Annotated in this window: 9 protein-coding genes and 1 pseudogene; 3 read left to right on the top strand and 7 right to left on the bottom strand. The window is 55.5% G+C overall.

Translation table 11 applies throughout. From position 1 onward, the window contains the following. Positions 1-72: 72 nt before the first annotated feature. The 4 genes and pseudogenes from yjfF to ytfQ form a co-directional block, all read right to left on the bottom strand. Positions 73-1,074 carry a galactofuranose ABC transporter, permease protein YjfF gene (gene yjfF, locus ECL_RS03045; protein WP_014830436.1) on the bottom strand — a complete coding sequence of 334 codons (1,002 nt, stop codon included), beginning with the start codon at positions 1,072-1,074 and terminating at the stop codon, positions 73-75. Continuing rightward, positions 1,061-2,086 (bottom strand): annotated as a pseudogene (gene ytfT, locus ECL_RS03040) (galactofuranose ABC transporter, ATP-binding protein YtfT). The gene yjfF and the pseudogene ytfT overlap by 14 nt, the downstream one beginning before the upstream one ends. Positions 2,087-2,096: 10 nt before the next feature. Then, complete coding sequence (ytfR, locus tag ECL_RS03035; protein ID WP_013095340.1) at positions 2,097-3,599, bottom strand: galactofuranose ABC transporter, ATP-binding protein YtfR; 1,503 nt, start codon at positions 3,597-3,599, stop codon at positions 2,097-2,099. 106 nt (positions 3,600-3,705) lie between these two features. Next, positions 3,706-4,662, bottom strand: coding sequence for a galactofuranose ABC transporter substrate-binding protein YtfQ (gene ytfQ, locus ECL_RS03030; RefSeq protein ID WP_044158919.1), 957 nt, complete (start codon positions 4,660-4,662; stop codon positions 3,706-3,708). A 309-nt stretch (positions 4,663-4,971) separates the two neighbouring features. On the opposite strand from ytfQ, the gene ppa reads away from it, so the two are divergent. The 3 genes from ppa (at position 4,972) to ECL_RS03015 (ending at position 6,772) form a co-directional block, all read left to right on the top strand. Further along, positions 4,972-5,502 (top strand): inorganic diphosphatase, encoded by a 531-nt coding sequence (gene ppa / locus ECL_RS03025; RefSeq protein ID WP_008501423.1) that lies wholly within the window; start codon positions 4,972-4,974, stop codon positions 5,500-5,502. Positions 5,503-5,720: 218 nt separating this feature from the next. After that, on the top strand, positions 5,721-6,305 hold the full coding sequence (locus ECL_RS03020; RefSeq protein WP_013095338.1) for a hypothetical protein: 585 nt from the start codon (positions 5,721-5,723) through the stop codon (positions 6,303-6,305). Continuing rightward, a complete protein-coding gene (locus ECL_RS03015) occupies positions 6,302-6,772 on the top strand; it encodes a hypothetical protein (RefSeq protein WP_013095337.1) in 471 nt (156 codons plus the stop codon). Before ECL_RS03020 ends, ECL_RS03015 begins: the two co-directional genes overlap by 4 nt. Positions 6,773-7,084: 312 nt before the next feature. Here the strand turns inward: ECL_RS03015 and ECL_RS03010 are convergent, their stop codons facing one another. The 3 genes from ECL_RS03010 to tamA are packed head-to-tail and all read right to left on the bottom strand — an operon-like array spanning position 7,085 to position 12,938. Further along, on the bottom strand, positions 7,085-7,429 hold the full coding sequence (locus tag ECL_RS03010; protein ID WP_028027890.1) for a gamma-glutamylcyclotransferase family protein: 345 nt from the start codon (positions 7,427-7,429) through the stop codon (positions 7,085-7,087). Positions 7,430-7,431: 2 nt separating this feature from the next. After that, positions 7,432-11,208: an autotransporter assembly complex protein TamB gene (gene tamB / locus ECL_RS03005; RefSeq protein ID WP_013095334.1), complete on the bottom strand. Its 3,777-nt coding sequence runs from the start codon at positions 11,206-11,208 to the stop codon at positions 7,432-7,434. Beyond that, positions 11,205-12,938 carry an autotransporter assembly complex protein TamA gene (gene tamA, locus ECL_RS03000; RefSeq protein ID WP_013095333.1) on the bottom strand — a complete coding sequence of 578 codons (1,734 nt, stop codon included), beginning with the start codon at positions 12,936-12,938 and terminating at the stop codon, positions 11,205-11,207. Before tamA ends, tamB begins: the two co-directional genes overlap by 4 nt. Positions 12,939-12,980 lie beyond the last annotated feature (42 nt).

The raw sequence follows: 12,980 nt of genomic DNA, 5'->3' as shown, positions 1-12,980 counted from the left end.
ATATTTCTGGGCATAAAAAAAGAGTATCGGCCGCTACCGGAAAATGTTTAGACTTTAAGCAAATTCAGCATGTTATCGCTCTGTTACTGATGTGTTCACGCGGGTAACAGGCGAGCTCTGGCGGTTCTCCCAGAGCACCGTCAGACCGCGCTGCAGGGCAATAAAAATAAACAGTAAAATGCCGATGGCGATTTTCGTCCACCACGAGCTGAGCGTGCCGTCAAAGTTGATATAGGTCTGGATCAGCCCCTGGATTGCCACGCCAAACAGTGTTCCCAGCACCGTCCCCACCCCGCCGCTGAGCAGCGTGCCGCCAATCACCACAGAGGCAATCGCATCCAGTTCAACGCCAACCCCGGCCAGCGCGTAACCCGCCTGGGTGTAAATGGAGAAGACAATCCCCGCCAGCGTCGCCAGCCCGGTGGAGAGCATATAGATGCGGATGGTGGTGCTACGGGTGGAGATCCCCATCAGGTTGGCCGAGGTCGCGTTGCCGCCAATAGCGTAGACCTGATTACCAAACCGGGTGCGATGAGCAAGGAAGATACCAATGACCACCACGCCCAGCATCAGCAGCCCCATCGCGCTCAGGCGCCCCCCGCCGGGGATTTTCCACGCCAGGCTGGAGAGCGTGTCGTACACCGGATGGTTGATCGGGATCGACTCCTCAGACACCAGGTAGCTCACGCCGCGCAGGAAGAACATCCCGGCAAGCGTAATGATAAAGGCCGGGATCTTGAGCGCGTCAATCAGAAGCCCCATAAAGGCACCAAACGCACAGCCCATCACCAGCACCAGCGGAAACGCCACCAGCGGCGAGATGCCCCAGAAACCGATCGCTTTGGCAAGGAACACACCGGTAAAGGCGATCACCGATCCGACGGAGAGATCAATCCCCCCGGAGAGGATCACAAAGGTCATGCCGACCGCGATGATGCCTAAAAAGGCGTTATCCGTCAGAATGTTACAAATCACACGCGTCGAGGCGAACCCCGGGAACTGGGTCAGGCAGTAGAGATAGCCCAGCACAAACACGCCCAGCGTGATCATTAACGGTAAATTACGTTTTATCATGGCCACGGATCCCCTTAATGATGCTGACAAAGCGCGGTGACTGGACGATCAGCACGCAGAGCACGACCACCGCTTTCACCACCTGGTTGAGTTCCGGCTGGAACCCGGAAAGCAGGATCCCGGTGTTCATCCCCTGAATAATCAGCGCGCCAATCACCGAGAGCAGCAGGTTAAAGCGCCCGCCCATCAGCGATCCGCCGCCAATGACCACCGCCAGGATCGCATCCAGCTCCAGCCATAACCCGGCGTTGTTGGCATCAGCCCCACGAATATCTGCCGCGACGATCACCCCGGCGATGGCGGCACACACGCCGCTCAATACGTACGTGAGCATCACCATCAGCCGCGTATTGACCCCGGCGTTGCGTGCCGCACGAATGTTGATCCCGACCGCTTCAATGAACATGCCCAGCGCCGTTTTGCGGGTAAAGATCCAGAACACCACCAGCGTCACCAGCGCAATGATCACCGGCGTGGGGAAGAAGAGCAGCTTGCCGCTCCCGAGCCACGCCAGGTTCGGCGAGTTGAAGGTAACAATCTGCCCCGAGGTGATGAGCTGTGCGACACCGCGCCCGGCCACCATCAATATCAGCGTGGCAACAAACGGCTGGATTTTGAGCACCGCCACCAGAATGCCGTTCCACAGTCCGGCCAGCACGCCGGTGCCCAACGCCGCCAGCAGCACCACCGGCAGGCTGTGCCCGGCCACAGTCATTGAGGCTGCCGTCGCCCCGGCAATAGCCATCACCGCGCCAACAGAAAGGTCGATCCCGCCGGTGGCGATCACCAGCGTCATACCAATGGCGAGCAGCGCCACCGGCGCGGCGCGGTTTAAAATATCGATCGGACTGCCGAACAGACGGCCATCCTGCACGATTATCTGGAAGAAATGCGGTGCGACCAGGCTATCGACCAGCAACACCACCAGCAGCGCGGCGATTTACGGCGTGCCGGTCGGCCAGTTGAAGCGGCGTTTTGTTTCGCCAGTTTGCGAAAGCGAACGAGACATCACGATTCACTCCTTACGCCGCGATGGCATTCATGATTGCCGGAACGGACAGTTTATCCAGCGGGATCTCTGCCACCTGCTTGCGATCGCGCATGATGATGACGCGATCGGCATAACCCACCAGCTCCTCCAGTTCAGACGAGATGACCAGCAGCGCCAGCCCGTCCGCGCACAGGGTTTCAATAAGGCGGATAATTTCGGCGTGCGCCCCCACGTCAATGCCGCGGGTCGGTTCATCGAGGATCAGGAACTGAGGTTTGGTCAGCAGCCAGCGGGAAAGCAGTACCTTCTGCTGGTTGCCCCCGGAGAGGAACTCTATCGGCTGTTCTGCGCTCGGGGTACGGATACCGAGCTGGCGAATAAAGCGCTCGGCAATGGCGTTTTGCTCTTTCCGTGGGATCGGCCGCAGCCAGCCGCGCTGCGCCTGTAAGGCCAGAATGATATTTTCCCGCACCGAGGCGGCGGCAATAATGCCATCCGTTTTTCTGTCTTCCGGGCAGAAACCCACACCCAGACAGGAGGCCTGATGTGGCGAGCGCAGGGTTTGCGGTTTACCTTTGATCTGCGCGGTGCCGCTGTCTGCAGGCTTGATCCCGAAGATCACCTCGGCGGTTTCGGTACGGCCCGAGCCTAACAGGCCCGCCAGACCGACAATTTCACCGGGGCGCACCTCCAGGTTAAACGGCGAGATGACCCCTTTCTTGCCGAAATCACTGAACGCGGCGACCGGTTTCTCACTCAGCAGCGTACGGCCGGCACGCTGGAGCGCATTGGACTCCAGCTCGCGGCCGAGCATCATTTTGACCAGTTCAATCTGCGGCAGCTCGCGGGTTTCGCGGCAGCCGACAAAACTGCCGTTGCGCAGCACCGTAATGCGATCGCTCACCTCATACACCTGATCGAGGAAATGGGTGACGAAGATCAGGCTCACGCCCTGATTGCGCAGCTGGCGCATCAGGGTAAAGAGCATCTCCACTTCCTGGGTATCGAGGCTGGCGGTGGGCTCATCAAGGATCAGCACTTTTGCCGAGAGGTCGATAGCGCGACAAATGGCGACAATCTGCTGCATGGCGACGGAAAAACGGTTCAGCGGCTCGCGTACGTCGAGAGAGAAGCCGTAAGACGCCATCAGTTTTGTCGCCCGCGCTTCCATCTCCTTGCGGCGCAGCAGGCCAAAGCGTCGTGGCTCCCGGCCAATAAACAGGTTATCCGCGACCGACATGTTCGGCAGCAGGTTCACCTCCTGGTACACCGTCCCGATCCCCAACTGCTGCGCATGGGCGGTATTTTTGGGTGATATGGCGTTACCTTCCAGCCAGATGGTGCCGCGATCGGCGTGATAAACCCCGGTCAGGGCTTTAATCAGCGTCGATTTCCCCGCACCGTTCTCGCCCAGCAACGCCATGATCTCGCCGCGTCGCAGGCTAAAATCAACGTTATCCAGCGCTTTTACGCCGGGGAAGAATTTACTCAAGCCCTCTGTGCGGAGGATTTCCTGGTGTTGTTCAGTGGTCATGGTTTTCCCCCTGCATCAAGCCGGATGACGCTACGCTTACCCGGCCTACAAAAGAGCGTATCGTAGGCCGGGTAAGCGCAGCGTCACCCGGCATGTTCAGACAAGCTTAGTAGCCCATATTTTTCTTCTTCTCTAACTCTTCTTTCGCGGTATCCGGCAGGTAGAGGGTGGATTTGGTGACCGTCACCTTCTCAGGCATCGTGCCGTCCTTCTTGAATTTCTCCAGCGCATCGAATGCCGGACCGGCCATGTTTGGCGTGAGCTCCACGCTGGCGTTGGCTTCGCCGTCGATCATCGCTTTGTAGATGTCCGGCACGCCGTCGATAGAGCCGGTGAGAATATCTTTGCCCGGTTTCAGGCCCGCTTCTTTAATGGCCTGAATCGCCCCGATCACCATGTCATCGTTGTGGGCGTAAACCATGCAGATGTTCTTGCCGTTGTTTTCAGCCTTGATAAAGCTCTCCATGACCTCTTTACCTTTACTGCGGGTAAAGTCGCCGGACTGAGAACGGATAATTTTAATGTTTGGCGCTTTGGAGATGGCCTCAGCAAACCCCTTCTTACGGTCGATGGCCACGCTCGCGCCGACCGTACCTTGCAGCTCAACGACGTTACACGGCTTGCCATCCACCTGTTTCACCAGCCAGTCACCAATTAATTGCCCTTCAAGAACGTTGTTGGCGGTCACGGTGGTCATATAGAGAGATTTGTCTTTTACATCGATGGAACGATCGAGCAGGAAGACCGGGATCTCAGCATCTTTCGCTTCCTTCAGGACAGGCTCCCAGCCGGTGGCCACAACGGGCGCAATAAAGATGGCATCCACACCCTGCGCAATAAACGAACGCACGGCTTTAATCTGGTTTTCCTGTTTTTGCTGGCCATCGGCGATCTTCAGCGTGATGCCGCGTTTCTGGGCCTCGCTTTTCGCAACGTTGGTTTCTGCCGCACGCCAGCCTGATTCAGAGCCGACCTGCGAAAATCCTACGGTTAAAGGTGCGGCCATCGCCATAGACGACATGGCTGCCGAAACTGCTGTGACAAGAAGTAAGCGCTTCCACATATGAACGTCCTCGTAGGGTGAGTTATTGTTGGTTAAAAGATGTTCTGCGAAATGACTATAGCCAATGAAATATGTAACGAATTGCGTTACATCACACTTCAGAAAAGTGAATAAAACGTTAATCACAAGTTTGTAATCGCTTTCATTTCTCCATGAAAAATGCGGCTGAGTTTATGGATTTTTCTGTCATGGAATCGGTCTGAAAAGTGAAACGAACGCGGTGAGAAGACGAAAACAGGCGGAGACATTCAGCGCCAGTTGGCTATAATACCTGCCACTTGTTTACCATCCATTTTAAAGGACACAGACATGAGCTTACTCAACGTCCCTGCGGGTAAAGAACTGCCAGAAGACATCTACGTTGTTATCGAAATCCCGGCTAACGCAGATCCTATCAAATACGAAGTGGACAAAGAGAGCGGTGCGCTGTTTGTAGACCGTTTCATGTCTACCGCGATGTTCTATCCATGCAACTACGGTTACATCAACCACACCCTGTCTCTGGACGGTGACCCGGTTGACGTGCTGGTTCCAACGCCATACCCACTGCAGCCAGGCGCAGTCATTCGCTGCCGCCCAGTTGGCGTGCTGAAAATGACCGACGAATCCGGCGAAGATGCGAAACTGGTTGCGGTACCGCACACCAAGCTGAGCAAAGAGTACGATCACATCAAAGATGTGAACGACCTGCCAGAACTGCTGAAAGCGCAGATCACTCACTTCTTCGAGCACTACAAAGACCTCGAAAAAGGCAAGTGGGTTAAAGTTGACGGCTGGGACAACGCAGAAGCGGCGAAAGCAGAAATCATCGCCTCTTTCGAACGCGCTGCTAAGAAGTAATTCTTACCGCACATCGATAAAGCCCCGCTGGTCGGGGCTTTTTTGTACTTGGCTAACGCATCACAAGCGGATATTTAAGAAGAATCTCATTCCTTTTCATGCATATAATAAAACCATAAACGATGCACTATCATTTATGGTGGGGATAGTTGAATAGACTGGCCATTAACAACATACTGTCACGATGAACATTAATCCCCATTCTTTATAGGATTCACATGTCATCCATTAACATTGATGTTGCCCGCCCAACTGGAATTTATTTTATCATTGAACGCCTGTATTCTCGCGATGGCCTGATGCCTTCTTTTGGGGAAATAAGTCCCTCTTTGACACAGGTACACCGTACTGTCATTCAGCTCAAACGCAAGCAAGATATGTTTATGGATGGAGTTAAGGTTATCCCCAAAGACATTACTCTTTGGCAACAGATAAAATATATTACGGGTTCAAAAGTCACGACCAAAGATACAGATACGTTAGTGTATACGACCGATTTTATCGGCTCCCTTGTTGCCACAACACCGTTAGGCAATATTGAACTTGAAAATATTCCTCGGTTCCTCACGACAGAGTCTATCCACTCGCTGCCACAGGCGGTGAGTTATGGCCGTGATCCCATTCCACAAGTTCTTCTGTATGGCCGTAAGGATATTGTTTTCTTTATGGACAATGGTGGAAAAGGCACGCCAACCGCTATTGCAAAATATAACCATAACACGCGCGATCTTGCCATAATCAAAGATCAGCTAGAAGCCAGTAAAACAATGAAAGAACTGCTCTCAAAAGGAGCAAAATTATGAATAAAAAAACTCATATCGTGAGTCTTTTCATCCTTATTATTGCCGCCTTTATCTTTGGCAGAAGCACATATACTGAATACCTGGCATGGTACTATGGGAGCAATAATTTAATATTTAGCGAAGTGAACAGCGCCTTATTATCCAGTTTATGCAACGGGTTCTTCTTCGTTCTTTCAGCATGTATTATTTATGCGTCGCTCACTCTATTAAAAAGAATCCCCAGAAATATCGTTGTTTCATGTCTGCTTCAGTTCTGTATTAATATCGGTCTCTATACGCTTTTCGTTGCCGTAGAGAGAGGATATAGTAAATTGCATACTTTAGGCCCGGGTGCTACTGACATTACCTACGGCTATTTTTTAGGGGCGTTGCTCACGAGCACCCTCCTGACCGTCGCGATCGTGAGCGTTATACATGCTAAGTTTCTTTCTTCAAAGCATAAAGATGGGCTACATAAAGGCGTTTGACTGTTACGGCAAAGACAGTAAATGGCAGTATCTCTGCATCCTGGCATTCCAGCTTGCCTGGTTTTTGGGGTACTTATGGATCCCTTATCGAAGTGATTATGCGATTCTGCTGTTTTTACTGTTTTTCCTGCCCGTCATTTCAAGCAATACGCGGTGCATAAACTACTATGGCCGTTCACGCGCCCTGTGCCTGTTATGGCTTATTGCCCCGTACATCATGCTGTTTGTTCCTCTGTTTTTAACCCGTCGCCGGGATACAGAAGAGAGTTGAAGGCACAAAAAACAACGCCACCTCACGGTGGCGTTGTTTTTTCAGTACTGGTCTCTGTCTAACCAGTTACCGCTTACAATCCGCGTTAACCCTTCGACCGGACGCTGGTAGACGTACATCCACGCACTTCCGTACGGCGTCTGGATCAACTGGCGCGCGTATTCACCGCCCCTGGTGCGCAAGGCATCAAGTTCGGCAAGTGTCGCGTTATCAATACGATAAACTTCACCGTGTACTGTTCCTTCGCCGGGAACCGCGCCTGGATAGTGGCCCAGGCTGTACAACTGGTAGTTTTCGATATTGTAATTCCCAAGCAACAGGGCATTGGTCATCCAGTGACTGTTGCCTTGCTTGGTTCGTAAACTGCCGTAGACAAATATTCGCATTGCTAAAACTCAAACTGATAGAGCAGATCAAGTGCCTGGTCTACGCCGGACACTGCTTCCAGATATAGCTTAGGCATCAGGCGATAGCGTAACGTGAGAGTTGCCAGCGAGTCAAAGATCCCCACGCCATATTTTACCTGCAGACCCGGCAATACATAGCCGCTGACCACCACCTGCGAGGAGTCACCCACGCCCTGGGTGTCCAGCGCCAGATTGCTTACGCCGAACGTCTCACCGATTTTACCCACAACCTGACCACTTTGTGCAACCCCCAGACCCACTAACATTGAGGTCATCGCTGCACTGTCGCTTTGGCCGCTATCCAGGCCCTGACCACGCAGCAGGTAAGAGAGTGCTTCCTGCTGGGACATCGCCGGGTCGGAGAAGATCTCCGCCTTCGGTTCGTCGGCCGAACCGGTGACGCGCACGCCCGCAATCACGTCGTTTTCTGTCGCTTCCGGGTTACGAATCGCTTCAATGTTGAGCAGCGGCTGATCCGGCGGGCCGGAGAACAGCAGTTCACCTTTACGCACAATCAAATCCTGACCATAAGCATGGAAGCGCCCTTCAGGAATGTTGATCTGCCCGTTCAGGCCAAGCCCCTGTCTGTCCTGCGCCACTTTCAGGTCACCCGTCAGGCGTGCCTTCAGCCCAAACGCATTCAGACGAACGTTATTCCCCACATGCACGGTAAGATTGCTGTTGATCGGAATGCCCGCGCTTTGCTGATTAATCGGCTTGAGGTTATCGTCGAGCATCACTTCATCACTGGAGACGCCCACCGCGCTTTCCGGCACCTCGTGAACCACGATGCGCGCCCACGGCACGTCCACGTTCCCGTCGAGGGTAAAGAGGCTCGGCGTTGCTTCAAAGACGATATCCGGCGAGACATCCAGACGTACCATCGGCGGTACGGTGATCCTCACCTTGCTGCCTTTCGCGGCGATACGGGCGCGCCAGTTATCAAGCTGGCTCCAGTCGGCGTCACCGCTGAGGTTGATTTGCCCCTGCTGGGTCAGCACCGAGCCGTTCAGCGTTGAGCTCATCCCGTTGAAGTTCATCGTAATATGGCTTGGCTGCATATCGAACGGCATAAAGTTGCCGTCGATATCCACACCGTTTAGCTGCATCTGGCCGAACAGCTGCGGGCTTTGCGCATTGCCCGCCAGCCGCAGGTTCGCGTTGAGCATCCCCGCCGCTTTTTCACCGCGCGAGAAAATCGGGTTAACCATCGCCAGGTTGAAGTTGCGAATAGAGACGTTCCCGCCCAGATTACGTCGCCCTTGTGGGTCGGTAATCTGCACCTTACCGTCGAACTGGCCGTTATTGGTCAGGCGGATAAGCCAACCCAGCTCGGCGCGGTTGTTGTGCAGATCCGCGCTCAGGTTCAGGGTATCAAACGCCACCGGCAGCGGCGCGTTGTTGACATCCTGTGTCACCTTCACGTTGCGGCCAGAAAGCGTCACGCTGCCCTGTGGCAGCCCATCTTTGGTGGTGTCCCAGGCCACATCGGCCTTCCCGCTAAAGACGCCGCTCGCCTGAGTGGTATCCGGCATGAACGGTTTTAACATCGCCAGATCAAAACGATTGAGGGTGATCTGCGCGCGCCCTTCCGCTCCCGCGTCGATGGTCTGCGGCACACACAGCTCCGCATTCGGGTTGGTCCAGCAGTGTGGGCCAATGCTGATCTTTTGTTCGGCATTGCGGTAGTCCAGGGCAATAGCGCGTGACAGCACCAATGGCCCTACCGGGGTGTTGAAACGGGTATTGTCGAGCGTCCCTTTCCAGCGCTCCGCCTTGCGGTCGAAGCTCCCCGTCAGGTGAAGCTGCCCGGAAACCGGCTCGCCCTGCACGCGCAGCTGGAGGTCGTGCTGCTTCTCGTTGCCTTTGGCGTCCAGGGTCACCAGATTAATGTTCACGTCCGGCTGAGAAATGCGCTCCACGCGCAGGTTCAGGTTACCGCCGATCTGATCGGTGGATTTCACATCCCCGTCAACGCGAACGCGGGCGATGGACAGCTCCTGCCAGCGCAGGTTACTGGCCGTGATATCCGCCAGCAACTGCGGTGCATCCACCGTGCCGCGCACCTTAAGCAGCCCCTTCGCCGTGCCGCCAAGCCCCGGAAGGGCGTTATCCAGATTCGGCGCATCGATAGTGGCGTCGAGGTTCAGATCTTTCACCCCCAGCTCGCCTTTGATATCCGCCGTGTTGCGGCCCAGCGCCACGTGCAGACCCGGGATCACCCACTGCAGGTAGCTGTTGCCTTTGAGCGAACCTTCTACGTTAACCTTGTTCTGCTTCACGTTACCGGTGAGCTTGATTTCCGGGACATCCATCTGCCACGTGCCGCCGTACAGGCTGCCGCGGGTTTTGATAAGACCGTCCAGTTTTGACGGCCAGTCCGGCACCTCTTTCGCCGTGTTAATCCCCGAGAGCTTCAGCTCACCGCGCCAGCTGATCGCCTGCTGCCAGTCGAGCAGCGCGGTCAGCTCGGTTTTGCCTTCCAGCGCCGCAACGGTCAGTTTGTCGAGATTAACCTGCTGTTCATTCCCTTTTGCATCCAGCGTGATCGTGGCGGGTGGCACGTCCTGGCCCTTCACGGCGGTACGGAACGACAGCGTGTAATCGGTCATCTTGCCGCTCAGCTTCAGCTTCAGGTCATCGGCCTGGAACTGTTTTTCGCCGGTGAACGGCCAGTACAGCTGCTTGCTGACCACCTCAAGGTTAAGTGGCAGTCCGGCTTCCGCCAGCTGGGTTTGCGCGCGCAGGACCATGTCCACCGGGCCGGAGAGATTCACCCCAACATCCAGCTTGTCGCGTAGCGCGCCGCCCACCTTAACCTTCACTTTTTCGCCTTTCAGCGGGTCGATGTTGAGCGCGCTGTTCAGGGTAATATCCACCGGCCAGTTGTCACGCAGCAGGGCATGACCCGAGGCATTGACAGAGCCCTGGTTGGTGTCGATATCCAGCGCGTCGAGCTTCATGTTGCCGTCGATGCTGCTGACCTTCAGCAACATGTTATAGACCGTGAGATCGGTGTCGCCAGTCAGACGCAACTGCTCGCCCTTGAACGCTTCGATATTCAGGTTCAGCGGCAGGTGCACGTCCGTCATCTCCGGCAGGACGGGCTTCGAGAACAGATCTTTCAGCGTTTCACCCAGCGGTTTCTCTTCCGGCTGTGGGTTCTGGATCTTCGGCTCGACGATCTCCTCTTGCGCCACGTCCGCCACCTTCGGCAGCGCGATCAGCAATCCCTGCAGGGTGGTTGGCGTCAGGGTGAGGTTTTTCTCCTGCCAGCGCAGGCCGGAGGTGAAATCCATCACCGATACGGTGGTGTCATCGATTTTGACATTGACGTTGTCCAGCGCCACCCGATAAAGCGCAATCGGGTACGGCGTCGAGAGATTCAGCGGGCCGCTGTCCTCTTCTTCAACCGGCGCTGATTTCGGCATTTTCTCCGAATCAATCGCCACGTTCACATCTTTTAGCGACAGGTCGTTGACGCAGAGCTTACTGTCCCGCAGGCAACCCAGCCTGACGGCAAGGTGAAACTCGCCCGCGTTGACCGCAACGCCAGGCTGCTCGTAGCGAATATTCTTCAGACGTAGATCGCGCCAGCCGCCCGTCACCTGGCCGATTTCCAGCCCGGGTACCCAGCGGTTCGCCGCGTTAAACAGCAGATGCAGACCGGTTGTCGTGCCCACCAGAAACGCCACCGTACCGAGCAGCAGCACGATAAAAATCAGTACTCCGAGGCTTATCTTCTTCCATAAACTCATAATTCAGGCCCCAGACCGATGTAAAACTGTAAACCGTGTTCTTCTTTGTCACCCACCGGCACAGCGAAGTCGAGCTTGATGGGCCCGACGGGCGACTGCCAGCGCACGCCCACGCCCGCGCCGGTTTTGAAATCACTGCGGCGGATATCGCTCACCGCTTCGCCGCCGTCCACAAACATGGCGCCCCACCATTTTCCGCTGACATTGTACTGGTACTCCAGCGAGCCGGTCGCCAGCTTGGAGGCCCCGATCAGCTTGCCGTCATCATCTTTAGGCGCGATGGATTTGTATTTGTAGCCGCGGATACTGCGGTCGCCCCCGGCGAAGAAGCGCAGGTCGGGCGGGACTTTGTCGAAGTCGCCGGTTTCAATCCAGCCGAGGTTCCCGCGCATCACAAAGCGGTGTTTGTCATACAGCGTGCGGATCCAGACGTTTTGCGCCTGAATCACCGAGAAATCCACATCGGAACCCCACATGGTGTTGGAGTAATCGATAGAGTAACGCTGGGAATCGCCCCAGGTCGGCATCAGGCCGCCGCGTGAGCGGGTACGGCTGATCATTACCCCCGGATAGAGCAGCATGGTGGTGTTGGTGACGTTGGCCTGGGTAAAGTGGTCAAGACTCCAGCGCAGGTTAATGGCGCGCTGCCAGCCGCTGGAGAGATCCCAGAATCGGGATACGGCAAGCGTGGTGGAATCCGACTCGGTATCGTTCAGATCGGTACGCTTAAAGCCCCCCTGGACCAGGTAATACTGCTCAAGCGGGTTCTTCAGCAGCGGAATTTTGTAGCTGAAGTCGAGCTGTTGCTCCGGGGCTGAGATACTGGCACTGGTGGTCAGGCTATGGCCGTACGAGTTCATCCACGGCTTTTTCCAGGTCGCCCTCACGCGCGGCCCCACGTCCGTTGAATAGCCAGCCCCGGTCTCAATGGTGTTTTCGGTGCGTGGCGACACCACACCGTGCAGTGGTAATACCTTGGTTTTGCGGGCCTTTTCAAACTCCGGCGCAACGACCACCGAATTAAACCACCCGGTTGCCGACAGGCGGCGGTTCAGCTCGGCCAGATCGCGTGAATGGTAGTAGTCACCCTTTTTGAACGGCACGAGGTTTTGCAGGTACTCTTCACGAATTTGCGAGCCTTCGAACGTCACATCGCCAAAGCGGTAACGTTCGCCGCTGTCGTAGTCGATATCCCAGAAGGCCTGGCGTCTGCCCAGCGCAATGCCCAGCTGGCTTTTATTGAACTGGCTGTCGAAGTAGCCCTTGCGTAAGGAGACGCTCGTCAGTGATTTTTTGAAACTGTCGTAATCACCGTGATTCAGTACGGTACCAATTTTAGGCCGCGTACTGAGCAGATCCAGATAATCGCGATCGGTACGCGCGCCGCCGCGTAACACCACATTGGTGCCGCCTATCAGCACCGGCTCACCCGGCGAGACGCGGGCAATAAGCACCTGCCGCCCCTTTTTTGGCGGTGGGCGGAGATCGAAATCGATGGTGGGTTCGTAATATCCCAGGGCTTTTAGCCCTTCGCGTATCGCGTCGTCCACGCGTGCACGAAAACGCCGGTCCGGCGTCACTTCGTCACTTTCAATCGTCGACAGCTGTGCACGCACGTTTTTTTCCAGCGCCCCGGATAACCCCTCAACCTGCAAACGGACATTCGCCGCGCTGGCAACCCCGCTTGTCAGCAAGACACTGACCAAACATAACTGGCGGATTTTTGTCACGTTCTCTCCTGAATATCCCTGTTTCCACCCTGGAAGCAAATG

Origin of the sequence: Enterobacter cloacae subsp. cloacae ATCC 13047 (assembly GCF_000025565.1) — a bacterium.
Lineage (GTDB): Bacteria > Pseudomonadota > Gammaproteobacteria > Enterobacterales > Enterobacteriaceae > Enterobacter > Enterobacter cloacae.
Note: the sequence above shows the minus strand (reverse complement) of the source record. Positions and strands in the feature narration are given on the sequence as shown.